At 56.5% G+C, this 14,866-nt stretch carries 11 protein-coding genes and 1 pseudogene; 10 read left to right on the top strand and 2 right to left on the bottom strand.

The features are described 5' to 3' along the window. The first annotated feature begins 80 nt into the window (after window positions 1–80). From PFER_RS10895 to glmM, 7 genes and pseudogenes are all read left to right on the top strand, one after another. The gene (locus tag PFER_RS10895) at window positions 81–1,361 is read left to right on the top strand and encodes an extracellular solute-binding protein (protein WP_048152224.1); all 1,281 of its coding nucleotides are present in this window, start codon (window positions 81–83) and stop codon (window positions 1,359–1,361) included. A 45-nt stretch (window positions 1,362–1,406) separates the two neighbouring features. Then, on the top strand, window positions 1,407–2,309 hold the full coding sequence (locus tag PFER_RS10890) for a carbohydrate ABC transporter permease (protein WP_048152221.1): 903 nt from the start codon (window positions 1,407–1,409) through the stop codon (window positions 2,307–2,309). Then, window positions 2,306–3,640: an ABC transporter permease subunit gene (locus tag PFER_RS10885; protein WP_048152218.1), complete on the top strand. Its 1,335-nt coding sequence runs from the start codon at window positions 2,306–2,308 to the stop codon at window positions 3,638–3,640. Before PFER_RS10890 ends, PFER_RS10885 begins: the two co-directional genes overlap by 4 nt. A 10-nt stretch (window positions 3,641–3,650) precedes the next feature. After that, window positions 3,651–6,728: pseudogene (locus PFER_RS10880) on the top strand (glucodextranase DOMON-like domain-containing protein); the annotation flags it as partial. Window positions 6,729–6,923: 195 nt separating this feature from the next. Further along, window positions 6,924–8,042: an ABC transporter ATP-binding protein gene (locus tag PFER_RS10875; RefSeq protein WP_048152214.1), complete on the top strand. Its 1,119-nt coding sequence runs from the start codon at window positions 6,924–6,926 to the stop codon at window positions 8,040–8,042. A 39-nt stretch (window positions 8,043–8,081) separates the two neighbouring features. Then, window positions 8,082–8,480: a UPF0146 family protein gene (locus PFER_RS10870; protein WP_048152210.1), complete on the top strand. Its 399-nt coding sequence runs from the start codon at window positions 8,082–8,084 to the stop codon at window positions 8,478–8,480. Window positions 8,481–8,510: 30 nt separating this feature from the next. Beyond that, the gene (gene glmM / locus PFER_RS10865) at window positions 8,511–9,872 is read left to right on the top strand and encodes a phosphoglucosamine mutase (RefSeq protein WP_048152208.1); all 1,362 of its coding nucleotides are present in this window, start codon (window positions 8,511–8,513) and stop codon (window positions 9,870–9,872) included. Between the two features lie 27 nt (window positions 9,873–9,899). On the opposite strand, the gene PFER_RS10860 is transcribed toward glmM, so the two are convergent. After that, window positions 9,900–10,715 carry an MBL fold metallo-hydrolase gene (locus PFER_RS10860; RefSeq protein WP_048152205.1) on the bottom strand — a complete coding sequence of 272 codons (816 nt, stop codon included), beginning with the start codon at window positions 10,713–10,715 and terminating at the stop codon, window positions 9,900–9,902. A 292-nt stretch (window positions 10,716–11,007) separates the two neighbouring features. Between PFER_RS10860 and PFER_RS10855 the strand changes: the two genes are divergently transcribed. From PFER_RS10855 to PFER_RS10845, 3 genes are read left to right on the top strand one after another with little or no spacing between them, the layout of a single operon-like run. Next, on the top strand, window positions 11,008–12,894 hold the full coding sequence (locus tag PFER_RS10855; protein WP_048152201.1) for an OPT family oligopeptide transporter: 1,887 nt from the start codon (window positions 11,008–11,010) through the stop codon (window positions 12,892–12,894). 52 nt (window positions 12,895–12,946) lie between these two features. Then, the gene (locus PFER_RS10850) at window positions 12,947–13,279 is read left to right on the top strand and encodes a PqqD family protein (RefSeq protein WP_048152198.1); all 333 of its coding nucleotides are present in this window, start codon (window positions 12,947–12,949) and stop codon (window positions 13,277–13,279) included. Window positions 13,280–13,294: 15 nt separating this feature from the next. Further along, on the top strand, window positions 13,295–14,560 hold the full coding sequence (locus tag PFER_RS10845; RefSeq protein ID WP_048152662.1) for a M20 family metallo-hydrolase: 1,266 nt from the start codon (window positions 13,295–13,297) through the stop codon (window positions 14,558–14,560). Window positions 14,561–14,574: 14 nt separating this feature from the next. On the opposite strand, the gene PFER_RS10840 is transcribed toward PFER_RS10845, so the two are convergent. After that, window positions 14,575–14,805, bottom strand: coding sequence for a hypothetical protein (locus PFER_RS10840; RefSeq protein WP_048152195.1), 231 nt, complete (start codon window positions 14,803–14,805; stop codon window positions 14,575–14,577). Window positions 14,806–14,866: the final 61 nt, after the last annotated feature.

Raw genomic sequence — 14,866 nt, 5'->3', positions numbered from 1 at the left:
TTCCATGGGCATGGGAGCGCAAGGTATATATATCACCGTGGATGATACTCGAGTTGAAAAACATTTTATGGGTGGAAAGCATGAAGAAGGTGTTTGGATTGTTGTTGATTGGCCTCATGGCCTTCGCCGTGGTGGCCAGCGGATGTATAGGCGGTGGCGAAACCACCACCAGCTCCCCTGCGAGCACGACGACCTCCTCAGAAACCACAACCACCACGAGCAGCGCCGCTCAGGAAAAGGTCACCATAGTTCTCTGGCACGCCATCGGTCCCGCGGAGCTCAAGGCTTTTGAGGACCTCATCTCCGAGTTCGAGATTGAGCATCCCGAGATTGAAATAAAGCTCGAACAGAAGGCTGACCTCGAGACCTCACTCAAGGCCGCCATCCCGGCCGGTCAGGGGCCGGACCTCTTCATATGGGCCCACGACTGGATTGGAAAGTTCGCCGAGGCTGGAATGCTCGAACCCATTGACGAGTACGTGACACCGGATATCCTTGACAAGTTCAGCCCCATGGCTCAGGAGGCCATGCAGTACGGCGGGCACTATTACGCCATGCCCTTCGCGGCCGAGACCGTGGCCCTCATCTACAACAAGGACATGATAAGCGAGCCACCGAAGACCTTCGACGAGATGAAGGCGATAATGGAGAAGTACTACAACCCCGACAGCGAGACCTACGGCCTTGCCTCACCCATTGACCCATACTTCATCTCCGGATGGGTCCACGCCTTCGGAGGCTACTACTTCGACGACAAGACCAAGAAGCCGGGCCTCGACAAGCCGGAGACCCTCCAGGGCTTCAAGTTCTTCTTCGAGCAGGTTTACCCGTACATGGCCCAGACCCAGGACTACAACGCCCAGGTGAGCCTCTTCCACGATGGAAAGGCCCCCATGATGATCAACGGCCCGTGGAGCATAGCCGACGTCAAGAAGGCGGGCATAAACTTCGGTGTTGTTCCTCTCCCGGCCATTGACGACCAGCACAGGCCGCACCCCTACGGTGGAGTTAAGCTCATCTACGTGGCCAAGCTCAACGACCCGAGCAAGAAGGATGCAATATGGACCTTCCTCAAGTGGTTCACCACCAACCCAGAAGCGGTTAAGCAGCTCTCAATCCAGGATGGCTACATCCCCGTTCTCAAGGAAGTTCTCAACGACCCGGAGATTCAGAACGACCCGGTCCTCTACGGCTTTGGCCAGGCCGTGCAGTATGCAATTCCAATGCCCAAGAGCCCGGAGATGGGAAGCGTCTGGGGACCGGTTGGAACCGCAATAACCAACATAATGGGTGGAAAGCAGACCATTGACGAGGCCCTCCAGCAGGCCCAGCAGGACATACTCGCTGCCCTGCAGGGTTGATGGGGTTTCCTTTTCTCTTTATTATTGATGCGGGAGGTGAGACCTGTGGACAAAAAGACGATGGCAGCCCTTGCTTTAATCCTGCCCGGAATGGTGGCGTTCCTGTTCTTCAACATATATCCAATCGTTTATTCGATTTACATCGCGTTCACAAATGCAAAGCTCGGGAACTTCCCCATACAGGCTCCCAATGCGGAGCCCCTGAGGTTCGTGGGGATTGAGAACTTTAAATGGGCGCTGAGCGATAGTAAGTTTAGGAGCGCCTTTCTCTGGACGTGGGTTTTCGTGCTCACGAGCGTGAGCCTCAAGGTGTTTGCGGGTATCTTCTTGAGCGTCCTCTACAACAGCAAGTACGTTAAGGGGAAGGCCCTTTATAGAGCCCTCCTCATAATCCCCTGGGCCCTTCCGCTCCTCTTCTCCGTCATGGTGTGGCGCTTCATGTTCGACCCGGTCGTTGGGCCCATCAACATAATCCTCAGGGACCTCGGGTGGAGCAACCCGCCGGACTGGATGACCAACATAACGTGGGGCTTTGTCTCTCTCAACATAATCGAGGTGTGGCTGGCGTACCCCTTCATGATGACGGTCATAACCTCGGCCCTCCAGTCGGTCCCGGACACGCTCGTGGAAGCGGCCATCATAGATGGGGCAAACTACTGGCAGAGGCTCACAAGGGTGGTCATACCCATAGTCAGCAAGCCCATAGCCTTTGCCACCATACTAACGAGCGCCGCCAGCTTCCAGTACTTCCTCGTGCCCTTCCTCTACAACGGCAACCTCTTCGAGGACCGCTTCCTTCTGCTGTACGGTTATAGAAAGGCCTTCGGGTCGGCGCTTCCCGAGTATGGGAAGGCAGCTGCGGTGCTTCTCATCGCCACCATCGTGCTGGCGGTCTACATGTTCGTCAACATGAGAATAACCAGACTCCAGGAGGGGGCGGGAGCATGAAGTTCGAGATGCCCAAGCGGAAGAGCGAAATCCTGAAGATAACGGGCGCCACGCTACTGGCGCTCGTGGTTATGGGAATCCTGCTCTTCCCTGTCTACTACATGTTCACCATATCCCTTAAGCCATCGGGAACGCTCGCAACGAGCAACATTGACCTAATCCCAGACAAAATCACCCTCGAAAACTACCGTGAGATAATGTTCGGCCACCAGGAGGGCCTGATAAAGACATCGAGCTTCAAAATAACGGCGGATACGATAAAGATAAGGGACACCATCAACCGCTACGAGCTCATAGTGGAGGGTGGAACGGTTTCCTCCGACTACCCCGGAAAGCTGACCCTCGGCAACATGAAGGTTGACGAAGTGCGCGGGGGAACGACGAGCGAGGAAAGCGACGCCACGCTCATAAGAAACGGTGAATACCTCAGGGCCTCGGCGGAAAGCATGGAGGCGGTCGTTGGAATAAGGAAGCTCAACGTCGAGGGGAGGAGGGTAATCCTCAAGGTGAGCAAACCGGAGGATTCTCCCGTTGACCTCAGCAAGTTCACGAAGACGGGAGAGGACACCTACGAGGCCGAAAACGTCAAGCTCTACCTCCCGGACGGCGGAAAGATAGAGGCGAGCTCCGGAACCCTTGAGGCGAACAACTTCGCCTACATCAGAATAGCCAAGGTCGGCGGCCAGGTGTGGGGGTACATGAAGAGGAGCCTCATAATAGCAAGCCTTACAGTGGTGCTGACGCTGCTCTTCGTCATACCCTCCGCCTACGCCTTTTCGAGGCTCAAGTTCTTCGGCAGGGAGCACATCCTTTACTTCTACCTGATGTTCACGCAGGTCGCAGGGGGACTTGGAATCGCTGGACTCGTGGCCCTCTACGGTATGCTCGTCAAGCTCCACCTTACGAACAACATCTACGTGCTCCCCGTGATATATGCCGCTGGAAGCGTTCCCTTCAACACATGGCTCCTCAAGGGATACCTTGACTCCATAAGCCCCGACTTCGATGAAGCGGCCCTCGTTGACGGCGCGGGCTACCTCCAGATCATAAGGCACGTGCTCATTCCAATGTCCCTGCCGGGCCTTGCGACGGTGGCGATATTCGCCTTCATAGGCGGCTGGACGGAGCTTATCCTTGCCAACCTGCTCCTCAACCAGGAGAAACACCCACTCACGGTTTGGATTTACACCATGCTCGCCAACCTGCGCTCAGTATCGTGGAACCAGTTTGCCGCCGCCGCTCTCATATTTGCGCTGCCCGTCTTCGTAATGTTCCTGCTCGCCCAGAACTACGTCAGGAGCGGCCTGACGATGGGTGGTCTCAAAGAGTGAGGTGATGGAAATGAAGAAGGTTTTAGCCCTGCTTTCAATCTTTTTAATGCTCTTCGGCGCCCTCTCCGTTCCGGCCAGCGCCGAGGAGCCAAAGCCCCTTAACGTGGTTATAGTGTGGCACCAGCACCAGCCCTACTACTACGACCCCGTTCAGGACGTCTACATAAGGCCTTGGGTCAGGCTTCATGCAGCGAACGACTACTGGAAGATGGCCCACTACCTCAGCAAATACCCCGACGTCCACGTGGCCATAGACCTCTCCGGTTCGCTCATAGCTCAGATAGCGGACTACATGAACGGAAAGAAGGACATGGCGCAGATAGTGACGGAGAAGGTCATAAACAACAACCTCACCCTCGAGGATAAGTGGTTCATGCTCCAGGCTCCGGGAGGGTTCTTCGACCACACAACACCGTGGAACGGCGAACCCGTGGCCGACAGCAACGGCAACCCCACGAGAAAGTTCTGGAAGCGCTACACCGAGCTCAAGGACAAGAGGAACGAAGCCTTCAAGAAGTACGGGGACCTTCCCCTCGAGGAGCAGAAGGAGAAGATAACCGCCGAGTTCACGGATCAGGACTACATTGACCTTGCCGTCCTCTTCAACCTCGCGTGGATAGACTACGCCTACATAATGGAGCACCCGGAGCTGAAGGCCCTTTACGACAAGGTTGATGAAGGCGGCTACACGAGGGAGGACGTTAAAACTGTCCTCGACGCCCAGATGTGGCTCCTCAACCACACCTTCGAGGAGCACGAGAAGATAAACTACCTCCTCGGCAACGGGAACGTTGAGGTAACGGTTGTGCCCTACGCCCACCCGATAGGGCCGATACTCAACGACTTCGGCTGGGAGGACGACTTCAGGGCCCACGTGAAAAAGTCCCACGAGCTCTACAGGGAGTACCTCGGTGCCGGAAAGGTGGAGCCCCAGGGTGGCTGGGCCGCCGAGTCAGCACTCAACGACAAGACCCTTGAGATTCTCGCGGAGAACGGATGGAAGTGGGTCATGACCGACCAGATGGTTCTCGACAGAATGGGCATACCCAACACTGTGGAGAACTACTACAGGCCCTGGGTGGCCGAGTTCAACGGAAAGAAGATATGGCTCTTCCCGAGGAACCACGACCTTAGCGACCGCGTCGGCTTCAGGTATTCTGGCATGAACCAGGAGCAGGCGGTCGAGGACTTTGTGAACGAGCTCCTCAAGGTTCAGAAGCAGAACTACGACGGGTCGCTCGTCTACGTTGTGACCCTCGACGGCGAGAACGCATGGGAGCACTACCCATTCGACGGTAAGCTCTTCCTTGAGAAGCTCTACGAGAAACTCACGGAGCTCCAGAAGGAGGGACTCATAAGAACCGTTACCCCGAGCGAGTACGTAGAGCTCTACGGCGACAGGGCCAACAAGCTAACCCCCACCATGATGGAGCGCCTCGACCTGAGCACGGACGAGAAGGCCGAGAAGCTCCTCGAGGCGGACAGCCTCAACAACCTCTACAAGCTCGTTGGTGTGAAGGAGGAGATGCAGTGGCCCGAGAGCAGCTGGATTGATGGAACCCTCTCAACCTGGATAGGCGAGCCCCAGGAGAACATCGGATGGTACTGGCTCTACCTCGCGAGGAAGGCCCTCTTCGAGAACAGGGACAACGTGAAGGACTGGGAAACTGCCTACGAGTACCTCCTAAGGGCCGAGGCGAGCGACTGGTTCTGGTGGTACGGAAGCGACCAGTTCAGCGGCGAGGATCAGGCCTTTGACCGCTACCTCAAGCTCTACCTCTACGAGATGTACCGCTTTGCGGGCCTTGAGGTGCCGAGCTACCTCTACGGAAACTACTTCCCGGACGGTGAGCCCTACAGCCCGAGGGCCCTTGAGGGACTCGGAGAGGGACAAACGCTCGAGTGGTCGAGCCTCTCAACGAGGGCGGAAGGCTTCAAGGTGTTCTTCGATGGAGAGGGCCTCCACTTCGTCGTTAAGGGAAGCGAGAAGTTCGAGATAAGCGTGTGGGAGGCCGGTGAGAAGGTCGGCAACACGTTCACGCTCCTTCAGAAGAAGCCGAGCGAGTTCCGCTACGACCTCTTCCCCTACAGCAGGGACAGCGTCGGCCTCATGATAACGAAGCACATCCTCTACAAGGACGGAAAGGCCGAGCTCTACGCCGCGAAAGGCTACGATGAGTCCGAGAAGGTGGCCGACCTGAAGGCGGAGAAGAAAGATGGGGGCGTTGAGATCGTGGTGCCCTTCGACTACCTCAGCAACCCGAGCGACGTATACTTCGCCATCTCGACCGTTGACGATGAGGGCAACCTTGACGTAATAACCACCCCGATAGAGCTCAAGCTCCCGATGGAGGTTAAGGGCGTCCCGATAGTTGATGTGGCCGATATTGAAGGAGATGACCACGGGCCCGGAACCTACACCTACGCCACGAACAAGGTGTTCGTTCCGGGTCACCTCGACCTGCTCAGGTTTAGAATGCTCGAGCAGACGGATTCGTACGTCATGGAGTTCTACTTCAAGAACCTCGGCGACAACCCGTGGAACGGGCCCAACGGCTTCAGTCTGCAAATCATAGAGCTCTACCTCGACTTCAAGGATGGAGGTAACACCAGCGCCATCAAGATGTTCCCTGATGGGCCGGGTTCAAACGTTGACCTCGACCCGGACCACCCATGGGATGCGGCCTTTAGAATAGCGGGCTGGGACTACGGAAACCTCATCGTTCTGCCGGACGGGACCGCACTCCAGGGTGAGCTCCAGATAAGCGCTGACCCCGTTAAGAACGCCATCATAGTCAAGGTACCAAAGGATTACATAAAGATAAACGAGGACTACGGACTCTACGGCGTCCTCCTCGTGGGCTCCCAGGACGGTTACGGACCGGACAAGTGGAGACCTGTGGCAGTTGATGCAGAGGAGTGGAAGGGTGGAGGAGCAGATGCCCAAGCGGTAATAAACGGCGTCGCTCCGAGGGTCTACGACCTTCTTGCTCCTGAGGGCTTCAAACCGACCCAGGAGGAGCAGTTAAGCAGCTACGACGCGGCAAACTCAAAGAGGGCCACTGTGGTTATGATACCCATCATTGAGGGCAAGAAAGCGGAGAGCACGACAACCAGCCCATCAAGCACATCCAGTACAACCTCCCCAACGGGAACGCCCACGAGCAGCACGAGCACCAAAACCGGAACCTGTGGACCGGGCATGCTTGGTATCTTCGCCCTCCTCCCGCTCCTGGCGAGGAGGAGGCGCTGACCTCCAATATTTTTTCGAGGGGTGATGTGTATGGCTGGTGTCAGATTGGAGAACGTGTGGAAAATATTTGGCGAGTTTGAGGCAGTCAAGGATATGAATCTTGAGGTTAAAGATGGGGAGTTCATGATCCTCCTTGGCCCGAGCGGCTGTGGAAAGACCACAACCCTGAGAATGATCGCGGGTCTTGAGGAGCCCACCAAGGGTAAAATCTACGTTGGGGATAAGCTGGTTGCGGACCCGGAGAATGGCCTCTTCATCCCCCCAAAGGACAGGGACATCGCCATGGTCTTCCAGAGCTACGCCCTCTATCCACATATGACCGTCTACGACAACATAGCATTCCCCCTCAAGCTCAGGAAGGTTCCGAAGCAGGAGATTGACCAGAGGGTTAGAGAAGTCGCGGAAATGCTCGGCCTCAGCGAACTCCTCAACAGGAAGCCGAGGGAGCTTAGCGGCGGGCAGAGACAGCGCGTGGCATTGGGCAGGGCCATCGTGAGGAGACCGAAGGTCTTCCTCATGGACGAGCCGCTCTCAAACCTAGACGCCAAGCTGAGGGTGAAAATGCGCGCCGAGCTGAAGAAGCTTCAAAAACAGCTTGGGGTCACCACCATATACGTCACCCACGACCAGGTCGAGGCAATGACGATGGGGGACAGGGTGGCCGTTATCAACCAGGGCGTCCTTCAACAGGTCGGCTCTCCCGACGAGGTTTACAGCAAGCCGGCGAACACCTTCGTTGGTGGATTTATTGGAAGCCCGCCGATGAATTTCATGGACGCCACCGTTACGGAGGATGGCTTCGTGGATTTCGGAGAGTTCAGGTTAAAGCTCCTGCCCGAGCAGGTGGAAGTGCTTGAAGAGAGAGGCTACCTGAGTAAGGAGGCCATTTTTGGCATCCGCCCCGAGGACATCTACGACGCTTTCTTCGCCCAGGTGAAGGTTCCGGGGGAGAACATGGCAAGGGCGATGGTGGAGATTGTGGAGAACCTCGGCGGGGAGAAGGTTGTTCATTTGAGCGTTGGGGATTTGGCCTTTGTGGGCAAGTTCCCCGCGGAGTCGAGGGTTAAGGAAGGCGAGGAGCTGGACATAGTCTTCGACATGACGAAGGCACACATATTCGACAAGGGTACTGGCAGGGCCGTCTTTTAGTGCCGGTAAGCTTTTTAATCCCCCTTTCCTCTTTTCTTCATGCCACTTGAAGACCTCGCGTACTACCTCAACGAGAGAACCTCCGGAAGGCTCGCCGAGATTGGGGTGGGTTTTCAGTTCAAGGTGGCCCTAACCCTGCGCTCCCTTGGGAGGGACGTTTTTGTCGTTGACTGGAACCCCAAAGCGGTTGAGAGGGCAAGGGAGCTTGGCCTAAGGGCCTTCAGGGACGACGTCTTCAACCCGCGGCTCGAGCTTTACACGGGTGTTGGGGCGATTTACGCCGTTAGGCCCACACCGGAGATTATCAAACCCATTCTGGAGCTTGGGAGGAAGCTAGAGGTTCCCGTTATCATCCTCCCCCTCTCCGGAGATAGGGTTCCCAGAGGTATGAGGCTCGAGAACTACAGGGGTCTGGCGATATACAGCAAAGGTATTTAAGCATGCCCCGAAGTAGCTCTTGGTGGTACCATGAGACTCTTCGGAACCGCTGGAATCCGTGGAACGCTGTGGGAGAAGGTCACCCCTGAACTCGCCATGGACATTGGCAGGGCGGTTGGAACGTACATAGACGGTGAGAGGATTGCCGTCGCGAGGGACGGCAGGACGTCGAGCGTCATGCTCCAAAACGCGATGATTTCCGGGCTTCTAAGCACGGGCAAGGAAGTTCTCGACCTCGGTCTGCTCCCCACTCCAGCGCTGGCATGGGCCACGAGGGAGTACGCGGACGGGGGAATCATGATAACGGCCTCCCACAACCCTCCGACCGACAACGGGATAAAGGTCTTCAACTCCGATGGAACGGAGTTCTACGTCGAGCAGGAGCGCGAGCTTGAAGAGGTGGTCTTTTCCAGAAACTTCAAAAAAGCGGACTGGAATGAGATAAAAACCGTCAGGAAGCTGGAAGTAATTGACGATTATATAAACGCGGTTCTGGACTTCGTGAACCACGAGACAAACCTTAGGGTTCTCTACGACGGGGCAAACGGTGCCGGAAGCGTCCTCGCGCCGTACCTCCTCCGCGAGATGGGGGCGAAGGTGATAAGCGTCAACGCCCACGTGGACGGCCACTTCCCGGGAAGGAAGCCCGAACCCAGGTACGAGAACATAGCCTACCTTGGAGAACTCGCGAGGGAGCTGGGGGTGGATATTGTTATTGCCCAGGACGGCGACGCGGACAGGATAGCAGTCTTCGACGAGAAGGGCAACTACGTGGGCGAGGATACCGTGATAGCGCTCTTCGCGAAGCTCTACGTAGAGGAACACGGCGGGGGAACCGTTGTCGTCTCCATAGACACCGGCTCGAGGATAGACACCGTCGTTGAGAAAGGTGGAGGGAAGGTCGTCAGGATACCCCTCGGCCAGCCTCACGACGGGATAAAGCGCTATGGTGCAATCTTCGCGGCCGAGCCCTGGAAGCTGGTTCATCCAAATTTCGGGCCCTGGATAGATTCCTTTGTCACAATGGGCCTCCTGCTGAAGCTCATAGACGAGGAGGGGAAGCCCCTCTCGAAGATCATCGAGGAGAACATCCCCGACTTCTACCTCACAAAGAAGAACGTTCCCTGTCCCGATGAGCTCAAGAAGGCCGTGATGGAGCGTGCAACGGTAGAGCTTGAAGAAAAGCTCCGGGACGAGACGAAGGAACTCCTCACGATATCAGGCGTTCGCTTCAACCTCCGGGACGGCTCCTGGGTTCTCGTCAGGCCGAGTGGAACCGAGCCCAAGATAAGGGTGGTCGTTGAGGCCCCGAGCGAGAGGAGGAGGGACGAGCTCTTTGAACTCGCGTACGAAACCGTTAGAAGGGCCGTGGAAAGGGCCGCAAAGGCCTGATTTTCCATTTTTCCAAAAATAAAGGGATTAAACAAAGCGCACCGGCCGGAGGGTTCTCAAAGCGACCTCGTCGCCGTGAACCATGACCTTAAGCCCTTCCTTGGCCACTATCGTCTTGACCCCAGTGACGTTCTCGATGAACTTTGCCTCCTTGTGGGGATTGGCGAAGTGCATCTTCATACCCACGTGGTTCATCACGAAGAGCTCGGGCTTCTTCTTTAGCCCCCTGAGGAAGTAAACAGCATCCTCGGTCGTGAGATGATAGGGTATCTTCATGTCCTGGGGCCTTGTGACGGAGGCTATCACGATCCTCGCCCCGTCGTGGAGTTCCTTGAGACCCTCAAAGTATTCGGTGTCGGGAATGTAGGATATATCCCCCTCCGCCGTCCTCATGCGAAACCCGACCGTAGTCGGGTCCGAGTGAATAGAGGGCGTTATTATGAGCTCGTCCTCCCCGAGAACGAACCTGTCGCCGGGGTTGGCCACGTGTACCTCCTCAAGGGAGTCCGTGTGGTACTTGGATACGGCAGGGGTGTGGGTCTCATCACCCTCGATGACGCTCTTGGATGCTATCAGGACGCCGCGCTTCTTGGTAACGCCTATCGTCATCCCCTCCACCATCACCTCGAGGTCGCTGCAGTGGTCAACGTGCCTGTGGGAGACGAAGATGGCGTCGAGCTTTCTGGGGTCGAGCTTGTAGCGCCAGCTCCTCACCAGTGCTCCGGGACCGGGGTCAACGTAGAGGCGAACACTGGAGTTTATGAGAAAGCCACCGGTGGAACGCATCTGGGTTATGGTTATAAAACGCCCGCCCCCGCTTCCGAGGAATGTTATCTCTACCAACTTTGCACCCCCTTTTCTTTTGCAGACGTCTCTATATCCCCCCGCCACTATATAAGGGCATTGGCCGGGGGCAAAAAGCACAGGAACGCACATCCGCGCATGAAGTCATGAATTCATGGACTCATTAAACTAACATGTTGTTATGCCGTCGGCAATACATGGAAGAATAACATGACATTTTGTAACATAATACACGCAAATAGTAATTTATATGTGCCGTATAGGAAAATTATAGAAACATTTTTAACACAAGATGCACAGGGTTTTATGCTTAATTCGGAGGTGAACCGAAGTGGAGTTTAAACCATACATCCCCCCGGAAAAATCCCTACCTGAGTACACCGCCAAGGCGTTTGTGCTGGGCATCGTACTCTCGATTATCATGGGTGCCGCCAACGCCTACCTCGGAATGTACGCGGGAATGACCGTGAGCGCGAGCATTCCAGCGGCGGTCATATCCATGGCAATACTCTTCGCATTCAAGGATAGGAACATCCTGGAGAACAACATGGTTCAGACGGCGGCGTCCGCAGGTGAGTCACTCGCGGCAGGAGTCATATTCACCTTCCCCGCCCTTATCGTGCTCGAGTACTACACGACGTTCCCGTACTACATCGTGACCATCATAGCGGCCCTCGGTGGAGCCCTCGGTGCCCTCTTCACCATCGTTCTCAGGAGGGCCTTCATAGCCGAGGAAAAGCTCCCCTATCCAGAGGGTACCGCCTGTGCGGAAGTCCTCATCGCCGGTGACAGGGGAGGAAGCCACGCCAAGCCGATATTCTTCGGCGGACTCTTCGGTGCCCTCTACAAGCTCTTCGGAAGCCTCGGAGTCTGGAGGGGAACCCTTGAGAGCGCCAAGTTCCTTGGAAAGAGGGTCTTCTACTTCGGAAGCGACCTCTCGGCGGCGCTCATAAGCGTTGGCTACATCGTCGGCCTCAACATAGCCTTCCTCGTCTTCCTCGGCGGTGCGATAGCCTGGTTCGTGGCAATACCAATCTACGCCGCCAAGACAGGCAACCCCAACGGCCTGAGCGCGGTAGACCTCGCCTGGACCATCTGGAGCACCAAGATCAGGTACATGGGTGTCGGTGCGATGGTCGTCGGTGGTCTCTGGAGCCTCGTCAAGCTCAGGGGACCGATATCAAGGGGTGTCAGGGCAGGACTTGAAGCAGCAAAGCACAGACAGGCCGGGGGAACCCTCCTCAGGACCGAGGAGGACATGCCTCTGAACTACGTCATCGCCCTCATAGTGGCCTTCGTGGTTCCGCTGTTCCTCCTCTACGCCCACATCCTCGACTCAATAGGCATCGCGGCAATAATGGCGGTCCTGATGCTCATACTCGGCTTCTTCGGAAGCGCGATAGCCGGTTACCTCGCGGGTGTCGTCGGCTCCTCCAACAACCCGGTCTCGGGAATCACCATCATGAGCCTCCTCTTCACCGCCCTCGTTCTCAAGGGGCTCGGGCTCTCGGGAACCGGGGGAATGGCCGCTACAATCCTCGTGGCGGCAGTTGTTTGTACCGCCGCGGCGATAGCCGGTGACACCATGCAGGACCTCGCCACCGGTTACATCGTCGGTGCAACACCCAAGAGGCAGCAGGTCTTCGAGGTCGTCGGTGTCTTCGCCGCCGCCCTCGTCATGGCCCCGGTGCTCAACCTCCTCATCAGGGCCTACGGTATAGCGGGAACCCCGACCGCCACCGAGAACGCCCTCGCGGCCCCGCAGGCCTTCCTCATGGCCAAGGTCACAGAGGGTGTATTTGAGGGGACCCTCGAGTGGAGCATGGTCTTCATAGGCGCGGGCATAGCGGTCGTCCTCATAATCCTCGACGAGATACTCGCCAAGAAGGGCTCAAGCTTCAGGACACCGGTCATGCCCGTGGCGGTCGGCATATACCTGCCGCTCGAGCTCGGCGTTCCGATACTCCTCGGCGGTATCGTCAGGTACGCCGTCGATAAGGCGACCGGCAAGAGGGAAGAGGATGTCACCGACGCCGGAATCCTCGGTGCGGCGGGACTCATAGCCGGCGAGGCCCTCATGGGTATAACCTTCGCGGGCCTCATAGTTGCGAACGTGGCACCCTCTGTCCCGACGACCCTCATCGGCAACGTCCTCGGTGTCGTCTTCCTCCTCGGACTGCTCGGCTGGCTCTACACCATCGGCAAGAGGAGCCAGTGAGGCCTTTACTCTTTTTCCCAACCTTTAAATTTTGAAGGTCGGAGGAATACCCATGGAGAATTATCTACACCTCCACCCGGTGCGCAACGAGAACGTCGAGCTCAGGAAAATCGAGGGAAAGTACTACCTCCTCATCCCTATGGACTCACCCCTCGACGTTCTCGCGAGAAGGCTCCACGGTGACTACAGGAGGATTGAGCTCGACGAAGTTGGCGCCTACATCTGGGAGCTCTGCGACGGACGGAGAAGTGTGGAGGAGGTAGGAAAGGCCCTGAGGGCCCGCTTTGGGGATGAGGTTGAACCCCTCTACGAGCGTCTCGTTGTTTTTCTGCTCGACCTCCACAGGAGAAATTTGATTAGGTTTAAGAGACATGGGGAGAAATGAATGAAGGTGATACCCATGAGTGAAGCCCTCAAAAAAGTCACCCAAGAGGTTGAGAAGCTCCGCGACGAGATGGTGAACACCCTCATGGAGCTTATAAAAATCCCTGCGATGAGCCCCGACTACGGGGGAGAAGGGGAATACGACAAGGCCCAGAAGCTGCTCGAGATAATAACGGACTGGCCCTTCGACAAGGTCGAGGTTTACGAGGCCCCGGACGAGAGGGCCAAGAAGGGGGTAAGACCGAGCATTCTGGCGTACTACTACGGTCAGGAGGGCGAAAAAAGCCCGCGCCTCTGGATTCTGACACACCTCGACATCGTCCCGCCTGGAGATCTGAGCAAGTGGGAGAGCGACCCATTCAAGCCCGTCGTCAGGGACGGAAAGATTTACGGCAGGGGAAGCGAGGACAACGGGCAGAGCCTTGTTGCCTCTCTCTATGCCGTCAGGGCGCTCATGAACCTCGGAATCAGGCCGAAGAGGACGGTGGTTTTAGCTTTCGTGGCCGATGAGGAGACCGGAAGCAAGTACGGTGTCGAGTGGCTCATGAAGAACCACCCCGAGCTCTTCAGGAAGGACGACCTCGTTCTCGTCCCGGACGGAGGAAACGAGGACGGGACCTTCATAGAGGTTGCCGAGAAGAGCATACTCTGGTTCAAGCTCAAGGTGAGGGGAAAGCAGGTTCACGCGAGCATGCCCGACAAAGGGTTGAACGCCCACCACGTCGCCCTCGACCTGGCCTACCACCTCGATAAACTCCTCCACGAGAAGTACAACAAGAGGAACGAGCTCTTTGAGCCCCCAGAGAGCACCTTCGAGCCCACGATGGTTAAAAATCCAGCAGACTCTCCAAACATAGCACCCGGTGAACACGAGGTCGTCTTCGACTGCCGCGTTCTGCCTGAGTACAGCCTCGATGAGGTACTCAACGACGTTAAGGCCTTAGCCGAAGAGGTTAAAGCGAGGTACAGGAAGGAGATAGAGGGCATGGTTCTCCCGGAGATAGAGATTGAAATCCTCCAGCGCCTCGACGCTCCCGCTCCAACCGACCCGAAGGGCGAGATAGTGGTTCTCCTCAAGGAGGCGCTCAAGAAGCTCCGCGGAAAGGATGCAAAGGTTGGAGGAATCGGCGGAGGAACCTTCGCGGCATACTTCAGAAAGTTAGGGATTCCAGCGGTGGTTTGGGCCACGCTGGACGAGATGGCCCACCAGCCCAACGAGTACGCCAAGATAGAAAACCTTGTGGAGGACGCAAAGGTGATGGCGGCCTTAGCGCTCCTCTGACTTTCTTTTTTGGGCTAAAATTCCTCGTAGTTCATCCATTCAATCGCCCTGCACACCTGAACCGAAAAACCGAAGTCAACGATAACCCAATCCACAAAGGGGCACCTTTTACATTCCTCCCTCTCCATAGGGATTCCCCCGTAGGTTTCCAGGTACATCTTTAGGACGTCCACGCTGAGGTGGTCAACCACCGCGCCACATGGAAGCACTATCGTTGGATGGCTGCTCTGTTTTACCCCTTCCATGCGTTCAACCCCAACAGTTCCATTCTCAGAGAGATTTTTAACTTTTGTGATTTTTATTTCC

The organism is Palaeococcus ferrophilus DSM 13482 (assembly GCF_000966265.1).
GTDB lineage: Archaea > Methanobacteriota_B > Thermococci > Thermococcales > Thermococcaceae > Palaeococcus > Palaeococcus ferrophilus.
This window is presented reverse-complemented; position numbering and strand designations above follow the sequence as displayed.

Bases quoted from the DNA above. Each gene is read 5' to 3' on its own strand.
- PFER_RS10840 (WP_048152195.1), bottom strand. From the start codon at position 14,805: ATGGAAGGGGTAAAACAGAGCAGCCATCCAACGATAGTGCTTCCATGT.
- PFER_RS10895 (WP_048152224.1), top strand. From the start codon at position 81: ATGAAGAAGGTGTTTGGATTGTTGTTGATTGGCCTCATGGCCTTCGCC.
- PFER_RS10845 (WP_048152662.1), top strand. From the start codon at position 13,295: ATGAGTGAAGCCCTCAAAAAAGTCACCCAAGAGGTTGAGAAGCTCCGC.
- glmM (WP_048152208.1), top strand. From the start codon at position 8,511: ATGAGACTCTTCGGAACCGCTGGAATCCGTGGAACGCTGTGGGAGAAG.
- PFER_RS10875 (WP_048152214.1), top strand. From the start codon at position 6,924: ATGGCTGGTGTCAGATTGGAGAACGTGTGGAAAATATTTGGCGAGTTT.
- PFER_RS10850 (WP_048152198.1), top strand. From the start codon at position 12,947: ATGGAGAATTATCTACACCTCCACCCGGTGCGCAACGAGAACGTCGAG.
- PFER_RS10870 (WP_048152210.1), top strand. From the start codon at position 8,082: ATGCCACTTGAAGACCTCGCGTACTACCTCAACGAGAGAACCTCCGGA.
- PFER_RS10885 (WP_048152218.1), top strand. From the start codon at position 2,306: ATGAAGTTCGAGATGCCCAAGCGGAAGAGCGAAATCCTGAAGATAACG.